This is a genomic window from Bifidobacterium sp. SO1 (assembly GCF_018555335.1).
Lineage (GTDB): Bacteria > Actinomycetota > Actinomycetes > Actinomycetales > Bifidobacteriaceae > Bifidobacterium > Bifidobacterium simiiventris.
Map to the genome: position 1 here is coordinate 74,472 of NZ_JAFEJR010000012.1, position 14,823 is coordinate 89,294.

General features: G+C 54.3%; 25 protein-coding genes. 23 read left to right on the forward strand and 2 right to left on the reverse strand.

The window, feature by feature from the left end:
• Positions 1-24: 24 nt before the first annotated feature.
• From JS541_RS10080 to JS541_RS10130, 10 genes are all read left to right on the forward strand, one after another.
• Positions 25-558, forward strand: a complete 534-nt coding sequence (locus JS541_RS10080) for a hypothetical protein (protein WP_214374330.1) — start codon at positions 25-27, stop codon at positions 556-558.
• A 108-nt stretch (positions 559-666) separates the two neighbouring features.
• Positions 667-1,518, forward strand: coding sequence for a hypothetical protein (locus JS541_RS10085; RefSeq protein WP_217625373.1), 852 nt, complete (start codon positions 667-669; stop codon positions 1,516-1,518).
• 31 nt (positions 1,519-1,549) lie between these two features.
• Positions 1,550-2,437 carry an SPFH domain-containing protein gene (locus JS541_RS10090; protein WP_214374331.1) on the forward strand — a complete coding sequence of 296 codons (888 nt, stop codon included), beginning with the start codon at positions 1,550-1,552 and terminating at the stop codon, positions 2,435-2,437.
• A 262-nt stretch (positions 2,438-2,699) separates the two neighbouring features.
• On the forward strand, positions 2,700-3,440 hold the full coding sequence (locus JS541_RS10100; protein WP_214374333.1) for an adenine-specific methyltransferase EcoRI family protein: 741 nt from the start codon (positions 2,700-2,702) through the stop codon (positions 3,438-3,440).
• Positions 3,437-3,703 (forward strand): hypothetical protein, encoded by a 267-nt coding sequence (locus JS541_RS10105; RefSeq protein ID WP_214374334.1) that lies wholly within the window; start codon positions 3,437-3,439, stop codon positions 3,701-3,703. The genes JS541_RS10100 and JS541_RS10105 overlap by 4 nt, the downstream gene beginning before the upstream one ends.
• A 61-nt stretch (positions 3,704-3,764) precedes the next feature.
• Positions 3,765-4,055 carry a hypothetical protein gene (locus tag JS541_RS10110; RefSeq protein ID WP_214374335.1) on the forward strand — a complete coding sequence of 97 codons (291 nt, stop codon included), beginning with the start codon at positions 3,765-3,767 and terminating at the stop codon, positions 4,053-4,055.
• Complete coding sequence (locus tag JS541_RS10115; RefSeq protein WP_214374336.1) at positions 4,052-4,405, forward strand: hypothetical protein; 354 nt, start codon at positions 4,052-4,054, stop codon at positions 4,403-4,405. The genes JS541_RS10110 and JS541_RS10115 overlap by 4 nt, the downstream gene beginning before the upstream one ends.
• Positions 4,396-5,184 (forward strand): site-specific DNA-methyltransferase, encoded by a 789-nt coding sequence (locus JS541_RS10120; RefSeq protein ID WP_346428307.1) that lies wholly within the window; start codon positions 4,396-4,398, stop codon positions 5,182-5,184. The genes JS541_RS10115 and JS541_RS10120 overlap by 10 nt, the downstream gene beginning before the upstream one ends.
• A 67-nt stretch (positions 5,185-5,251) precedes the next feature.
• Complete coding sequence (locus JS541_RS10125) at positions 5,252-5,545, forward strand: hypothetical protein (protein ID WP_214374338.1); 294 nt, start codon at positions 5,252-5,254, stop codon at positions 5,543-5,545.
• 10 nt (positions 5,546-5,555) lie between these two features.
• A complete protein-coding gene (locus tag JS541_RS10130; protein WP_214374339.1) occupies positions 5,556-5,927 on the forward strand; it encodes a hypothetical protein in 372 nt (123 codons plus the stop codon).
• 63 nt (positions 5,928-5,990) lie between these two features.
• Here the strand turns inward: JS541_RS10130 and JS541_RS10135 are convergent, their stop codons facing one another.
• A complete protein-coding gene (locus JS541_RS10135) occupies positions 5,991-6,866 on the reverse strand; it encodes a nucleotidyl transferase AbiEii/AbiGii toxin family protein (RefSeq protein WP_214374340.1) in 876 nt (291 codons plus the stop codon).
• Entirely contained in the window at positions 6,859-7,401 is a 543-nt protein-coding gene (locus JS541_RS10140) for a hypothetical protein (protein WP_214374341.1), read from the reverse strand. The genes JS541_RS10135 and JS541_RS10140 overlap by 8 nt, the downstream gene beginning before the upstream one ends.
• Before the next feature lie 479 nt (positions 7,402-7,880).
• On the opposite strand from JS541_RS10140, the gene JS541_RS10145 reads away from it, so the two are divergent.
• The 13 genes from JS541_RS10145 (at position 7,881) to JS541_RS10205 (ending at position 14,813) form a co-directional block, all read left to right on the forward strand.
• The gene (locus tag JS541_RS10145; protein ID WP_214374342.1) at positions 7,881-8,168 is read left to right on the forward strand and encodes a hypothetical protein; all 288 of its coding nucleotides are present in this window, start codon (positions 7,881-7,883) and stop codon (positions 8,166-8,168) included.
• Between the two features lie 92 nt (positions 8,169-8,260).
• Positions 8,261-8,731, forward strand: coding sequence for a hypothetical protein (locus JS541_RS10150; RefSeq protein ID WP_214374343.1), 471 nt, complete (start codon positions 8,261-8,263; stop codon positions 8,729-8,731).
• Positions 8,724-8,939: a hypothetical protein gene (locus tag JS541_RS10155; protein ID WP_214374344.1), complete on the forward strand. Its 216-nt coding sequence runs from the start codon at positions 8,724-8,726 to the stop codon at positions 8,937-8,939. The genes JS541_RS10150 and JS541_RS10155 overlap by 8 nt, the downstream gene beginning before the upstream one ends.
• 211 nt (positions 8,940-9,150) lie before the next feature.
• Positions 9,151-9,537 (forward strand): DUF3846 domain-containing protein, encoded by a 387-nt coding sequence (locus JS541_RS10160; RefSeq protein WP_214374345.1) that lies wholly within the window; start codon positions 9,151-9,153, stop codon positions 9,535-9,537.
• A complete protein-coding gene (locus tag JS541_RS10165) occupies positions 9,534-10,157 on the forward strand; it encodes a hypothetical protein (RefSeq protein WP_214374346.1) in 624 nt (207 codons plus the stop codon). Before JS541_RS10160 ends, JS541_RS10165 begins: the two co-directional genes overlap by 4 nt.
• A gap of 18 nt (positions 10,158-10,175) precedes the next feature.
• Positions 10,176-10,871, forward strand: coding sequence for a hypothetical protein (locus JS541_RS10170; protein WP_214374347.1), 696 nt, complete (start codon positions 10,176-10,178; stop codon positions 10,869-10,871).
• Positions 10,871-11,749: a DUF2637 domain-containing protein gene (locus JS541_RS10175; protein ID WP_214374348.1), complete on the forward strand. Its 879-nt coding sequence runs from the start codon at positions 10,871-10,873 to the stop codon at positions 11,747-11,749. Before JS541_RS10170 ends, JS541_RS10175 begins: the two co-directional genes overlap by 1 nt.
• Before the next feature lie 69 nt (positions 11,750-11,818).
• On the forward strand, positions 11,819-12,034 hold the full coding sequence (locus JS541_RS10180; protein WP_214374349.1) for a hypothetical protein: 216 nt from the start codon (positions 11,819-11,821) through the stop codon (positions 12,032-12,034).
• A gap of 4 nt (positions 12,035-12,038) precedes the next feature.
• Positions 12,039-12,890 carry a DNA/RNA non-specific endonuclease gene (locus JS541_RS10185; RefSeq protein WP_214374350.1) on the forward strand — a complete coding sequence of 284 codons (852 nt, stop codon included), beginning with the start codon at positions 12,039-12,041 and terminating at the stop codon, positions 12,888-12,890.
• A 153-nt stretch (positions 12,891-13,043) separates the two neighbouring features.
• A complete protein-coding gene (locus JS541_RS10190; RefSeq protein ID WP_214374351.1) occupies positions 13,044-13,595 on the forward strand; it encodes a hypothetical protein in 552 nt (183 codons plus the stop codon).
• A 140-nt stretch (positions 13,596-13,735) separates the two neighbouring features.
• Positions 13,736-14,158: a hypothetical protein gene (locus JS541_RS10195; RefSeq protein WP_214374353.1), complete on the forward strand. Its 423-nt coding sequence runs from the start codon at positions 13,736-13,738 to the stop codon at positions 14,156-14,158.
• On the forward strand, positions 14,148-14,492 hold the full coding sequence (locus tag JS541_RS10200) for a hypothetical protein (protein ID WP_214374355.1): 345 nt from the start codon (positions 14,148-14,150) through the stop codon (positions 14,490-14,492). The genes JS541_RS10195 and JS541_RS10200 overlap by 11 nt, the downstream gene beginning before the upstream one ends.
• Before the next feature lie 72 nt (positions 14,493-14,564).
• Entirely contained in the window at positions 14,565-14,813 is a 249-nt protein-coding gene (locus JS541_RS10205) for a hypothetical protein (RefSeq protein WP_214374357.1), read from the forward strand.
• Positions 14,814-14,823 lie beyond the last annotated feature (10 nt).

Consider the following 14,823-nt stretch of genomic DNA (forward strand, 5'->3'; position numbering starts at 1 on the left):
AAGTTCAAGGAAAGCAGACACAACTTGACCGACACCAACGATTTCACGTTCAACGACACCATCACCACCGATCAGACCAGTGAAGCCAATCCTCCGGAAATCGACCCGAACAAGGTGGACTTCGCCGACATCGACGATGTTTGCTCCGCCGCCTCATACTTCTCGGTTCCCTTCGAACATGCGCTCTCCGACACCGTGGAAGATATAGTCCGAAAGCATGAAGGCGGCTACGATTTTGCGCTCCTCACCGTCACCGCACTCACCTATGCCGCGAACCGACTCCAGCAGACGCTCGCACCCGTGTTCGTCGCGGAACTCAGCAAGCATGATCAGCCGGAATGGATTCCCGAACTGCTCGGCATGGACGACTGGCAGGAGTTGGAGAACGAAATGCCCGACGTTGTGCGCGTCCGCAACGCCTATATGGAAACCCATGCGACCGGTGAACCGGTCGACGTGGTGTTGGAGGATGCCGGCCGATCATTGACCGTTTATGAGAAGGACGGGCAGACCGTCAACGAAATCCACATGGGCGACGACATCGAGGATGAAGACTAACCCTTCGAAGCTGTCAAAAGGTTGAAAACATTGATTGAGCTGAGATCGGAAACTTGCCGCCGATCTCGGCTCTTCTCTTAAACGAACGGAATCAGAGTAGGGAAAACCATGTCGAACAATGCAGATCATTCGTCAAAACTCGATAAACGAGATGTCGAGTTCATCGTGCAAGGCATCCTTGGAGCCACAGTCACGCAGCGTGTCAAAGCGACCAAGCAGCCGTACGGAGGGTTCCTTAAACCATCGTCTTTCGAGCGTGTCCAGTTGCAGGATGAGAACAGTTTATTCCCGGTCGAGAACGTGTCTCCGAGTCTCGTCGGTCTCACAGTCGACTATCTGACCCGTTATATGACGGATGATCCCCGATCGGCGATCGACGCCTTTGACATTTCTCTCAGAGGCGCATATCTCGCTGATGAGGAAGTGCAAGCCAAAGAGATGATCAATGGCATTTCAGGGTTGGGTGACCGGTCGATCACCCTCGCCGTAAAACTCACCGCATACGATGTTTGCTATCGTGCCGGACTCGAAGGATTCGTACCTCCACAGCAGATTAACCCCGATGCTCAGACGTGCGAGAACATCCGGATCATGGTCAACCGGTCGATCCGATTCTTGGAAAAATATGGGCCGAAAACCAAGGACGAATTCACCTTCGAAGGCGGCTACACGAAGACGATCGTCAACGGTGACGGCGACTTCCTCACTCGGGATACGCTCTGGGATTTCAAAGTGTCGAAGAAACCGCCAACGAAAGACCATACACTCCAGATCCTCATCTATTGGCTGATGGGCTTGCACTCCATCCACCCCGAATTCCAAACCATCGAATACTTGGGCATCTATAACCCGCGTCTGAACACGGTCTGGCGGTTGGATGTGACCCAGATTCCGAAGGAAACCATTGATTTTGTCTCGACGGAAGTAATCGGCTACTGGGATCAGCCAGAAAACAACTAAAACACCCGCCAACCCAGATCAAGGAGTATCCATGCCATACCTTTTAGTTTTCCTACTCGCGATCATCCTGATCACCATCTGCTCCGGCCTATATGTGGTTCCGCAACAGTCCGCATACGTGATCGAACGGTTGGGTAAGTTCCATCACGTCGCTTACGCCGGGTTGAACTTGAAAATCCCCTACATTGATCGGATCGCCACCAAAACGAATCTGCGCGTCAACCAGTTGAACGTGCAGTTGGAGACGAAAACGTTGGATAACGTGTTCGTGACCGTGGTCGCCTCCACCCAGTTCCGTGTAGACCCGCAGAACGTGGCGACCGCTTATTATGAGTTGCATGATCCGGCCGGACAGTTGCGCTCCTACATGGAGGATGCGTTGCGTTCCGCTGTACCAGCCTTATCGTTGGATGATGCGTTCGCCCGTAAGGATGATGTTGCCGCCGACGTGCAGCGGACGGTTGGTGCGGAAATGAGCCGGTTTGGGTTCACGGTCGTGAAAACGTTGGTGACTGCGATCGACCCGAGTGAACAGGTGAAGCAGGCGATGGATTCGATCAACGCCGCCCAGCGTGAGAAGGAGGCGATGCGTCAACGGGCTGAAGGTCAGCGTATTCAGATCGAAACGCAGGCGGCCGCCGAAGCGGAGAAAACCCGGTTGCAAGGTGAAGGTCAGGCGAACTATCGGCGTGAGATCGCGAACGGTATCGTCGATCAGATCAAAAGCTTGCAAGCGGCTGGCATGAGCATTCAGGATGTGAACAATGTGGTCCTGTTCAACCAGTATCTCGATGTGATGCGCGACCTGTCCGAATCTGCGAACACGAAAACCGTGATCCTGCCCGCCAGTACGCCGGCCGGCTATTCGGATATGCTCACGCAGATCACCAGCGCGTTGGAAACCGGTCGGAACGCATAATGGTCGCCTCATCCAAAAACCAACGCCGACTGGCGGTCGCCAAATCAGGGCGGAACGACGAGTTTTATACGACGCGGGAAACCGTAGAAGCGGAACTCGCCCACTATCGGAATGATTTCATTGGGGCGCACCGTCGTCTGCAATTGCAACGATCATCCAGCTCGAAGTGAGTTCACCCGATTCTTCCTGCGCCACATGACGGATTGGCAACTCCCCCGGTTGATCGCCACCAGCTACCAGCCGGACAACGGTCTACTGGACTTTGGAGTCGCACGGCTACCGGTATGAGCTGATCAACGACGGACGAACCACTCCATATACGGTCGAAGACTTCCAAATCACCGAACTCGCCGGTACAGGAGGCTTCGAAACCCCGGAATGCCAACCATTACTGGACATCCCCGATGTGATCGTCTGCACGAATCCTCCATTCAGCCGGGTCAAAGACCTTCTGCCCATGCTCGACCAGCACGGCACGTCGTTTCTGATCCTCGCTCACATGAACGCCGTCACCTACAACAGTGTGTTTCCCATCGTGTTGGAAGGCCGCTGCTGGTTCGGGTTAAGCATCCACTCCGGTGATCGACCGTTCCTCATCCCCGACGATTATCCGCATGTCAGCAACAATCTCATCCTCGACCAGCAAGGTCGAACGTATGCGAAAGTCACAGGCGTCCGTTGGTTGACAAACCTGCCGGCCGGGTTGGCGGATAAGACCGACCGGATCGCCGACTATCGCATCTACACGCCGGAAGAGTATCCGACTTACGATTCGTATGATGCGATCGAAGTCTCGAAAGTCCGCGACATTCCAACGGATTATACGGGGTTGATGGGCGTGCCGGTCACGTTCCTCGACCATTGGTCGCTGCATTCTCGATCCCGACTGGTAGGTCAACTCAACCACGGCACCGACCCCCGGTATGATCCGGCGAAACCGGTGATCGACGGTCACGTCAAGTACAAACGTCTACTTATCCAATCGAAAGGACAAACATCATGAACAGGAAACCACTCTCCAAACTCGCCACCATCATCTTCACGCTCGCAGCCGGCTCATTGACCACGGTCGGAGGCGCGATGATCGCCCGATACGTGTTCCATATGCGGATCATGTGGGATACGACGCTCGCCTCCGTGTGTATGGCGCTCGTCTGGCTGTTGATCGCGCTTCTGCTGCTGTTCGCGCAGAAGATCATGGATCGGCTCCAGCAGCGGAATGCCGGCAAGTCGGAACCGTCTGAAGTTTCCCATCGTCGTCACTGACGCTCAACCCACATGTTATAGTGGTTGCGTCCACATAACATAAGGTTGGGAACAACAAACCATGACGGCCGACATTCAAATCGGACAACTGATCCGCCTCTACCTGCGGGCGGATCAGAACCAATGGGCAGAATTCTTCGTCCAAGAAATCAACGAACACCACGAACCCATCGACCCCGACGGAGACTCATACCCCGCCGGAAGTTGGGCGCAATACCGTTCCACCGGGTTCAAGGAAACCCCGGACGAGTATGTGACCCTCCACAACAAACGGTTCAAACACTGGCGGTGCCGCATCAACTCGAACCGACTTCACGAAATCCGATTGGACGAATGGGAGCCAGAACAGTGACCGGCCACTACATTGAAGACGAGCTGCCGCCAAGCATTCTTCCCGATGAGCGTGTACCACCGGCTTGGGGCGGCATCCAACTGACTTGGATCGGCTGGATGCCGCCGATCACCCGATTCCTATGCGCGAACAATGATCTACGGAAAACGGAGCTCTGCCAAAACTGCCGTCACGCATGGCTCCCCTACTCAAACCAAGGACACACAAGCAACTGGCGGCTGACGATCAGCTTGGAACGCTGCGGCTTCTGCGGGTATACGACAGCGGAAACCCAAGTGAACGGAGAACCTGCACAGGACTGGATTTTGGACGAAACAGACTATGAGGAGGACGACGGTTGGTGGCAGTGACCAACGAGCAGGAGTATTCGATTCTCAACGCGGACACCTACAGTGTCCAACCGCCAGACGAGCCGGCTCTCGTATTGACCGACCCTCCATACGGTACGACGAATCTCGACTGGGACAGCAACGAATCCACCACCCGCCTATGGGCTTTACTCGACTCATACCAGACACCGATCGTCACCTTCGGCGACTTCCGACTCATCAGCCGATTCGCCGCCCTCTCCGACTCGTTCCGATACGAGCTGATCTGGGAAAAACGCCGACCGGTCGGCTTCCTCGACGCGAACCGTCGCCCCTTGCGCACGCATGAACTGATCGGCATCTTCGGCAAACCCGAGTTCACACCACAACGTCGCCCCCGGCATGAGGATGATTACCAGCCCGGACGGGCGCGACGCTTCAACCGAGAAAACCGGGTTTACGGCAAGGACTCCACGGAATGCATCTGGGATGACGACGGCACTCGACTGCACGGTAGCGTCCTGCACTCCACTTACGGACAGTATGATGTAAGCCGAGTCAAAGGCATGCATCCGACAGCGAAACCGATCAACCTGCTACGACTTCTGATCCGCATGTATTCGAATCCGGATGATCTGATCTGCGACCCGTTCATGGGTTCCGGTAGCACCGGTGTCGCCGCTTTGTTGGAGGGCGACGTTTCTTCGGTGTCGAGCAGGACGGGCACTGGTTTAAGGTCGCCAACCAACGCATCAGCGCGGTCGCCAGCCAACCAACGTTGGATGGTCAGCCGGCTGGAGTGGATGATGTGCTTGATCTGAGCCGTTTCTGACCTGATTATCTTGTTATACTGGGTATGTCCACATAATCAAGGGGAAGCAGCAAGCCATGCAGTATACGATCCGCAACAACGCCACCAACGAAACCATTACCGTCAACAGTCTCACCGCCCTACGCCGCACCGCCGTCAAATGGGAAGACAAGCACATCAGCAACATCTACCGGCTGGCCGATTGGGAGACCGTGGACGCGGAATGCAAAACCGTCCGCCACCGGATCAGTCTGTTGATCGCCTATCTCGCCGATCATGCTGCGGATTGGATGAACGATCCGAACGACCCCCAGTATCTCGACATCATCAACGGGTATCTCGTCACCCGCATCACCGCAATCACCAAATAAAAGGAACACTATGGAAGAACCTATTCCAGTCGACACCGAACCGATCGAAACCAACCCCACGGAAGCAGAACCAACCTCCAAGCAGGATACGCTCAACGAACCGGGAATCTACGCATTCACATTCTCCGTACTCTGCTCCATCCTCGCCACCGGCAGCCTCCTCACCATCGGCGGCGCACTACTCGTCCGCATCCTCTTCCACATTCGCATCTTCCACAACGTGCTCACCGCCGTGGAAGCAACCGCACTCCCCCTGTTCCTTCTGGCTGGAATTCTCTGGCTGATCGGCATGTTCGTCAAATGGAACGCCAACCGTAAAACCCGTAAACTCGAACGACAGAAGAACCGTCGCCGTGAAACAGGTCGCCACGGCGCGAAGTGATTACTAAAAATCGGTGTACGCGAATATCTATTTTTTTGGACATTCGCGTACACCGATTTTTCGTCAATGACCAATATCAGCGAAAACCGAGAAGAGTTCAATCAACTGATTGTGTGTTCCTTCAAGCCATAACGGGCGGTCAATGGTTCTCTCAACTCGCTCCTTCGGTAGAAATCGAAGCATCTCCTTCGCAAAACCTTCGGAGTTGAAGGCGTCATCCAGCTTCGCTTGCACCATAGAGAATCGTTCAGGATACTTCTCGATCTCCTTATAGTCTTGAGCTTTAAGCAGACGCAGTTCTTTAGCCTTCGCCAAATCAAGATCGGAACGTTTTCCCAGCCATGCCAAATCCCAAAGATCACGGAACCGTAAATGGTCGGAGCAGACAAACGATTCAATCTTGTCCGCTAAAATCTCTTCACGGCTTTCGACTGGAACCATGACATCAGCATAAGAGTCGGCAAGATTCTCATAGTTGACGGTCAACGGACGGACTGTCACATCATGGGCGTCAATGGAAGCGATCTCGATTTTGATCCGCTGGCGTGCGATATCACTTCTTGTCGGTGTCGTATCCACAACAACAGTCCAAGTGCTGACCAAACCGCCGGAACGTTTAGGCGGTTTGACCAGTGTCTCCACCGAATACCGGTCGGTTACCGCTTGTTCAACACACTCCTTGATCTCCGTAAAACGAGAAGCATCGAAGTCTTGCCCACCTGAAAAATCCAAATCCTCACTGTATCGTTCGGCTCCATAGCAGAGACGTAGACTCGTTCCTCCTTGAAAAACCAATTGTTCCAGCAAGCCGGCACGATCCAACGAGTCCAGAATCTCGTAGTGGAGTAGTTCCTTCTCAATGGTCATCACCATCGTCTCGTTGTGATTGCGTTTCGATAAGGCGACCGCATAATCATGCAGGTTTTCGATTTCATTCATCGTCCTCTAATTCCTCCATATCTACCAGATCGGTGTTCCTATGGGCGTCTTTCAGGTTCTCCCACGCCAACCGCTTGGAGGCCACCGGCAGCCGCCTTCCTCTGACCTGTTTCAGTTCCGGAATGATCTGCCGTGGGTTTGCTTTCGTGTGGGTGAATTCGATCACCCCATAGGGCGTCCGATATTCACCCGATCTTCCTGTGGTCATGTAGGTTCGGCGGTCTATGGGGATCTGACTAATGACCCCATATGCACTGAGGGCGCTTTCCAGACTTTCATAAGTGATCTCACCGCGTCTTAGATTGCGGGCGATAAGGTCCAGCGTCTCTTCCCCAATGTTGTGGCTGAACGAGTAGAGGTAGACTCCGTGGGCGACCCGCTTGAGGATACCAGCTTTGGTCAACCGTCGTAGAGAGAGGTTGAAGGTGTCGGCGGTATCGTTGAACAGCTTTTTCAGATCGCGTTTGAGATACACATACCGTCCGAGCTGCTCGTCGTATTGTTTCAGTGTTGCGACCGCTTCGTTCTGCTTCATGCATACAAGTATACGCAAATGGTAAGAAAAGATACCATTTGCGTATACTTATACACTGCGATCACTTGGTTTTCTCGCATTTGGACCTATACGCCGGCTCCGAACTCGCGATGTTGATCGAAACGCTTTGTTCGGATTTGTCGCAGAATACAGTTTGCATGACATTGCCGACGATTGCGACGGTGCTGAAACATCCGGTGATCACTATGATTGCGACCCATTTCATTGAGCTGTTTGATTTTCTGTTGTTTCTTGATGATCTGGTCATCTTACTTTTTCCTCCTTGTTTAATTTCTGACCTACAAGCCCTCTAATATCGCGTGTGTTTTTTTGGGGCTTGGGATTGGAATATCTGAGATGTGATTTCCGCTCCCATATTCTTAATATCGTGTGTGATTGCTGTTTTTGTGTTTTCTTCTCCAATCTTTGTGTTATATTGATTTTGTCCACATAAAAAAGAGTTCCAAGGAGAACACAACATGAGCATCAACACCACCATCGCCAACACCATCACCAACCAGCACTACACGCTCATCGACACCACCGCCACCCACGGCATCGACTTCATCTACCTCGACGACGAGCTGACCCTCCACTTCCTGTTCGCCAACAAAACCATTTGGAGCCAGCAGGACAAGACCACCGCCCGTCGCAACGCGCTCGAATGGCTGCTCGACCCGGCCAATTCGACCACGCATAAGCGCGTCCAGTTCGATACGGCCATCGTCCGCGACGATCAGCCGATCACGATCAGCAAGGCGTTCTAACCGTCAACTTTCACTCAACAATGGGTTGCCTGACCTATTCAAGAACGATCAGGCACCCCTTATAAACCCACTATTTTTCAAAGGAGAACATCATGGCCACTCACAACTATCTCAACGACGGTGAAATCACCCGCGAAGACATCATCCACGAAATCGCCCACCTCGTCGCACTCCGCGACTACCCCATCACCGGCTGGAAATACACGCTCGACCCCGAACCGGATACCACTCTTCGTGACCTCGCCCAAATGTGGGCCGATCAGGAAGACGAATGCGAGCCGACCGACCGGATGAGCTTCGAAGCATGGCTTGACGCGCATATCAACGACGGTATCGTCGAACCGCCCGCCGAGGAAATGGTCTACTACACGCTATTCGAGAAGACCATTATGACCGAACAGCGCACCATTCGCGCCCCCAAGGGCATGAACCTCACCGAAGCGAAGGAATGGGTTGAACAGAACGGTGACGGTGATCTTAACGACATCGTTGACGAAGAAAGCAAGATTCTGGAAATCGTGGACGATAACGGCACCCAGCTCAAGGAAGCCGACAATGACTGATGTCGTGACCATCACCATTCCCGCAAACTGGCGGGAGTATTCCGAGTTCAACGCTCGATGCCCCAAATGCGGGCGCGTCAACAGTCTCAAAATCCAGACCATCCTCAACACAATGCGACTCGGCGGATTGACCGATCCGCATAAATGCTGGGGTTCCGATTGCCGTCACAAGTTCTATGTGACGGCGCAAGTGCGAAAAGACGCCTGATGGTGGAAATAACAACGCAGATCGTGGCGGACAGTGGAGGCAAATTCATAGGGTTTGGATTCCATTGTCCTCACTGCGGTCAAACCAAACTTCTTAGCAAGCAGGACATGCTCGCTTTGCTTAGCCTTGGCGCTCTTACCGGCCGGTACAAGTGCCGGAACTACGACTGCCAGCACATGATTACAGCAACCATCACATTGAAAGCAGAAGGATGAGCAACAACATTCGAGTGATCGTCGTCCAGCCGGGACGATATCCGATCATCAAAACCATCGAGAACTCGCTGGCATCGTTCCAACGCGAAGTCAACGGGTATATCGAAATGATTCGCATCGCACCCGGCATCGACATCATTTGCAACGAGGAAGGCAAACTCGACGGCGGTATTCCGAACCGTGGCCTCACTGTGGACGGTGAGCTTGTTGATGTCGTTTGCGGCACGTTCCTTATCGTCGCCAAGGATACCGACGCCGGCGTATACCGGTCGTTCGCGGACGGTCAGGCAAACCGTTGGCTACAGGAATTCTGGCAGCCGGAAATGTTCGTCAAGGTTGAAGGTCATCTCACGGCCGTGCCGATCGTAGGAGAGAACCGATGAGCGAAAACGTTGAAACCATGCGCGTAAACGGGTTGATCGGTGCCGACTGGGTGACGGTCGATCAGCTCCGTCATAGGGGAGTTGACCTGTCGATCGTCGCTCACTCGAATCCGAATATCAGTGGCTTCGACCGGTATGTGCTCCGAAATGGTATTCCGGTGAGCGAACCCGGTACTTGTCGGCTCACGTTCGACCGGGAACCAGATTGGATGATCGACACGTATGCGACTCGTAATCCGATCATCGACTCATACCGCAAGTGCATGGTCGACCGTCATTGGTTCGGTTCGCTCGACCCGGACTGGACGGAAGATGGTTCCCAGTTGATCTATCTGATCGACACGGTGCCGGAGATTATGGAACCCGACGAGCGGATATTCGACCTCGCCGTGCACGATCTTGAGGAAACCGTCAACGTGAACGAACCGTCCGACGATCCGGAAAAGATACGACAGCATCGACTACTTTGGCTGCTCGCAGTACGCTTGGAACAAACCGGTTTACCGGATACCGTCACCATCGAATGCATGGCTGCCGATCGGCCGATGTTGGAACCTGTTACCCGAGCTTCGCGTTTCCACCATATTCGTTTCGACTGGCTGACCCGCCAGCCCATCTAACCAGAAAGCAACAAACTTATGACCACTTGGTTTACCAGCGACCCGCACTTCGGACACCCGTTCGTCGCCAAACTACGCGGCTACGATGATCCCCATCTGCCGGAAGAAGAACTCGTCGCCCGACACGACATGAAAATCGTGAACATGATCAACGCTCACGTCGGCTGCAACGACACCCTGTACATTCTCGGCGACGTATCCTCCGGCTCGCACCGTTCCGTCACCGAAGCCGCACGCTGTCTCAAGGAATTGAACGTTCCCGCGAAACGCCGTCATCTGATTCTCGGTAACCACGACACCCGCAGTTGCAAAGACGTGTACACGGAACTGTGGCCCTTGTTCTGCGAGATCGCAAACCGTGGATGGCTCGACGTGGAAGACGACAACGGTCGCGCATGGCAGCTGATCCTCAGCCACTATCCGTACCGGCATCTGATGGACGGTGAACCGGCCGACGATAAGAGCACGAACGCCACGGCTACAAGTCTCGCCCATCATGCGCCCGAATGGTACGGGCACAAGAGCGAACGACTCCTGCACGGGCATACGCATTCGCCGCGAGTGTTCGACTTCGCGGACCGTGCGGGCGGTTTCGATCAGATTCACATCGGCTGGGATGCATGGCGTCGCCCGGTCTCATTGGATGAGCTGATCCCACTGTTCGACCATACGAACGCGCGACTGTTCGCGGATAAGGAGGCAACCCACAAGTGATGGCAAACACTATCACACCCGCATCCCGATTGAAGGCCGATGAATCGGTGAGCATGATACCCGGCCTCGTACTGGGTACGATCATCGCGATCATCGCATTCTGCCTCTCGTTCGACGCGCTCCGACTCCTCTATCTGGCGTGCGGCGTCAACCCATACCTGAGCTGGGGCGGTCCGATCTGCATCGACGGCACGATCCTATTGACCACTTGGGCCGCTTGGGGCTTCCGTAAGGGTGCCGTGCCGCACCGCTGGTATCCGTGGACCGGTTTCGTCGTCTTCTCCCTGTTTTCGATCATCGGCAACGCGTTGCACGCCTACCTGAACGACGGCGGTCTACTCCCCCAGTGGGTGCCGGTCGCCGTCATGAGCATTCCGCCGATCGCCCTCATGTACACGACTCATCTGATTGTCATCATCGCCGGTGACCGGTATGACAAGAAGCGGCTGATCGCTGAGCGGATTGAGCAGGAGACGCTTTCTGCGCTTGACGTGGTGCAGCGTGAGATGCAGGAAGATACGCCGGCCACGGTCAACGTTCCGGCGATGGCCGAGAAGCCGACTCCCGTCGAACCGGAGTCTGACGAATCTATGGCTCCTGTCGAGGATTCCTCACGGCAGACGGTGGAGGGCGATTCGGCTGATTTGCGTGAAGAGTTCATGTCGTTTTTGTCCGGCAATGACGCTTTGGGGGATGCGGCTGTTTCCGAACCGGCTGAGGCTTCTGTTTCCGTTGCTGATGCGGCACCGGCTGATCCTGTTGAATCGGCTGCTGTTGATCCGGTGGTTGTCGAGCAGTTGCCGGTGCGTAAGCGTGTTGCGCGTCGTGTTGTGAAGGATGATGTGGAGGTGGATTCGGCTCAAGGTTCGTTGTTTTAGCTTGTCCAAACTTACGTGTTATACTGTGATAGTCCGCATAAAAGAGTTCGGTCAAACAAGGAGAACAACATGATCCCCGACTACGATACAGTTGCCGAAATGCGTCGCGTGCGAATCCAATTCGACGGCAACCTGCCGACCACCGGCACGATCGGCATCACCGGCGACGACAGTATCTATGTCCTGTATGACGATCAGATTTTCCCGAACCTCGAAAAACTGTTCGACTCCGATCACACGCTGTATGCTGATGATCTGACTCTGTTGGAAGAAATCGAGGACTGACATCATGCGTTTCGTAACGAAAACCCTTGCCGGACTGCTCGCCGGCCTCCTGTCCATGAGTTTGGCCGGCTGTTCGCAGTCGGATATTGATACTGCTCAGAACCTGTTGGATCGGGCGACGAACAGCATCCAGACTCCAGACGGCAGCAACAGTGAAGAGAACGGCGGGAGCGGGAATGCGACCGTCGCCACTATTCCGGAATGGAACCTGTCCGACTATCCCGACTACTACAAGGTGCTTGGCAAAGCCGACTTCGCCAACACGACGCTTCCCGCAGCCGGCACCATCGATTATGCGACACCGGACTCGCTCGGCCGATCCGGCAAAACGGTCGGCGTAATCACCAAACGAATGCGCGACGCCGGCTCCGATCGCGACCGGCATATGCCCGATACGGTCACCGGCTGGCCGGCCACGAATCCGAAAGTGCAGATCGACCTGACCGACGAGAATGCTTGCGCCCTGCCGAAGTCGGCGCGACCGAAGAACTCCTGCTATTCCGGCTACCTGTACAACAAGTCGCATCTGATCGCCAAATCACTGGGTGGAGAGGATTCGGCCGAAAACATGGTGACCGGCACCCGTATGCAGAACGTCGGCCGCAACGACAGCAAGCATCCGGGTGGCATGGCTTATACGGAGACCGAGGCGCGTGATTGGTTGGACGATAACCCATCCGGCACGATCGCGTATATGGCGACGCCGGTGTATGAGGGCAATGAATTGCTGCCGCGTTATGTTCTGGTTGATATCAAGTCGTCCGATAGTTCGATCGATCAGCATGTGGTGGTTTGGAATACGGCGAATGGTTGGAATATCGACTATGTGACGGGTGCTGCCGAGCAGGTGGGCTGACGTTTCTTGTTGTTTGGCTTGTGAGCACGCTGGACTGTTGGTTTGGCGTGCTTTCTTTTGTTGTTTTGTCTTTTCCTCATAATGTGTTATATTGTAATTGTCCACATAAAAGAGGTTGGGGAAACACCCCACCACCAAACGGGGAGAATCAAAATGACCAGCATCCTCAACAAGAACGAAAAGACCACCCTCGTCAACCGAATCTACAACGGCTACTACCACACCAGCCTCGACATGCTCGCCCACCACATCAAGACCTGCGACTACGTGCAGCTTGGCGAACACGAGTACGTCGAACTCGCCAAGACCAACATCGACACGACCATCTGGTACCCCGACCACATCGACGACCCCGCGTCGAAGCGCCCCCTCGAGGAAGTGTTCTACCAGTACAACCTGAACAAGTTCATGAGCTTCGGCGTGCGCAACCACGAAAACGACAAATACCGCCACTACGACGCCTACCTGTGCCGCAACCACAACGATCCCGTTGACCTGTACAGCGTCGTATATGCTCCGACTGGCATGAACCTCGCGGGATACGATTACAAGTATGAGGAAACCCGCAAGCTCACCAATGAGGAACTGGCTCAGCTTGGCGAAGCCGAAGACACGTTGCGCGACAAGTTCATGAAGCGTCTCCTCTCCTACTGGAAGCGCTACGCTCACAAGATCAGCACCGACTCCTACTGGGCCGATCGCTGATATTCCTCAAACGGGGAACACTCTACCTTGGGCGTTCCCCGTTTTCTACTTCCCGGCCTACGGCATCGAAGCCAACAGCCAATCCCGACAACAAGACAGTAGGGCGAACACGAGGTCGCCCAAGATGAAGGAGACATCCAATGGGGTGGAACCCAAAAACGCATTACACGAGAGAACCGAACACTTACCGAGTCGGCCACTCCCGGCCTGACGATCTCAACCAACTGATTCTTCGCGGATTCCTCACGCAATGGGAGAACGGTGATATCACCGTCGCCATCAGACATCAGACCGAACACAGTGAAACGGAATGGAAGCCCGTAACCATTCTGGACATTCCTTCGCTCGATAACGCCGTTCTGCGCGAAGCGGAAGATATCCCGAATCCTGTCGATGATCGGCATCTTCCATCAGCTAAACTGCGCGTAGAAATTCAAGCCGATGACCATAAGGCAAGCCTCGGCATCGACTCCTACGGCGTCTACCTGTTGGCGACGGATCGCAGTGTCTTTTCGCTGCTCAGTGCAGGGCGTGGACTGGAGGGGCAACACGTTGTCGGATGAACAATTGACCGTATCCCCGATTCCGCCGATTCCTCCTGTGGAGCTTGGTGTGCGTGAGCGTAAGCCGGTGTCGGCTCCGACTTCTCATTTGTCGATGACGGTGGATCAGTCGTTGTCGGTGGATGATCTGATCGGCATGTTGTTGGAGTTTCGTGCACGGTATGGTAATCAGCCGGTGGTTATGGAGGATTGGCGTTTGACGGATGATAATCGGTTGTTGTCGTTTAGGAATGCGATGGTTGGCGTGGATTATTGTGATGGGCCGCGTCATGATGGGGATGCTTGTCCGCATGGCCCGTGGTGTTTGATTTCTGGGGCTGAGTTGCAGGGGTGATTTGGGGTTTGTTTCTTCCGATCTTTATGTTATACTGTTATTGTCCACATAAAAGAGAGCGAGGAACCCCCAATGACCGCCAACATCACCGCCTCATACCGCAAAGCCCAACTCCCCCGAGACTGCGGACTCGACCACTGGAGACGCAAGGAAATCGAAAACCTCCTTGTTAAATATCATGAGACCCGCGCCGAACTGGCCGAACTCGTGGACTATGACTGCGAAGGCGACAATTCTTCCTACTACGACGAGATTGACGAACTTCGGTCAAAGATTAACGAGCTACTCCGCAAGTACAACCTTCCCGAACTTGACTACTAAAACAGAAAGC

Excerpts from the sequence above, each read along its gene's own strand:
- JS541_RS10085 (WP_217625373.1), top strand. The coding sequence starts at position 667 with ATGTCGAACAATGCAGATCATTCGTCAAAACTCGATAAACGAGATGTC.
- JS541_RS10090 (WP_214374331.1), top strand. The coding sequence starts at position 1,550 with ATGCCATACCTTTTAGTTTTCCTACTCGCGATCATCCTGATCACCATC.
- JS541_RS10105 (WP_214374334.1), top strand. The coding sequence starts at position 3,437 with ATGAACAGGAAACCACTCTCCAAACTCGCCACCATCATCTTCACGCTC.
- JS541_RS10110 (WP_214374335.1), top strand. The coding sequence starts at position 3,765 with ATGACGGCCGACATTCAAATCGGACAACTGATCCGCCTCTACCTGCGG.
- JS541_RS10125 (WP_214374338.1), top strand. The coding sequence starts at position 5,252 with ATGCAGTATACGATCCGCAACAACGCCACCAACGAAACCATTACCGTC.
- JS541_RS10130 (WP_214374339.1), top strand. The coding sequence starts at position 5,556 with ATGGAAGAACCTATTCCAGTCGACACCGAACCGATCGAAACCAACCCC.
- JS541_RS10135 (WP_214374340.1), bottom strand. The coding sequence starts at position 6,866 with ATGAATGAAATCGAAAACCTGCATGATTATGCGGTCGCCTTATCGAAA.
- JS541_RS10140 (WP_214374341.1), bottom strand. The coding sequence starts at position 7,401 with ATGAAGCAGAACGAAGCGGTCGCAACACTGAAACAATACGACGAGCAG.
- JS541_RS10145 (WP_214374342.1), top strand. The coding sequence starts at position 7,881 with ATGAGCATCAACACCACCATCGCCAACACCATCACCAACCAGCACTAC.
- JS541_RS10150 (WP_214374343.1), top strand. The coding sequence starts at position 8,261 with ATGGCCACTCACAACTATCTCAACGACGGTGAAATCACCCGCGAAGAC.
- JS541_RS10155 (WP_214374344.1), top strand. The coding sequence starts at position 8,724 with ATGACTGATGTCGTGACCATCACCATTCCCGCAAACTGGCGGGAGTAT.
- JS541_RS10160 (WP_214374345.1), top strand. The coding sequence starts at position 9,151 with ATGAGCAACAACATTCGAGTGATCGTCGTCCAGCCGGGACGATATCCG.
- JS541_RS10165 (WP_214374346.1), top strand. The coding sequence starts at position 9,534 with ATGAGCGAAAACGTTGAAACCATGCGCGTAAACGGGTTGATCGGTGCC.
- JS541_RS10170 (WP_214374347.1), top strand. The coding sequence starts at position 10,176 with ATGACCACTTGGTTTACCAGCGACCCGCACTTCGGACACCCGTTCGTC.
- JS541_RS10175 (WP_214374348.1), top strand. The coding sequence starts at position 10,871 with ATGGCAAACACTATCACACCCGCATCCCGATTGAAGGCCGATGAATCG.
- JS541_RS10180 (WP_214374349.1), top strand. The coding sequence starts at position 11,819 with ATGATCCCCGACTACGATACAGTTGCCGAAATGCGTCGCGTGCGAATC.
- JS541_RS10185 (WP_214374350.1), top strand. The coding sequence starts at position 12,039 with ATGCGTTTCGTAACGAAAACCCTTGCCGGACTGCTCGCCGGCCTCCTG.
- JS541_RS10190 (WP_214374351.1), top strand. The coding sequence starts at position 13,044 with ATGACCAGCATCCTCAACAAGAACGAAAAGACCACCCTCGTCAACCGA.
- JS541_RS10195 (WP_214374353.1), top strand. The coding sequence starts at position 13,736 with ATGGGGTGGAACCCAAAAACGCATTACACGAGAGAACCGAACACTTAC.
- JS541_RS10205 (WP_214374357.1), top strand. The coding sequence starts at position 14,565 with ATGACCGCCAACATCACCGCCTCATACCGCAAAGCCCAACTCCCCCGA.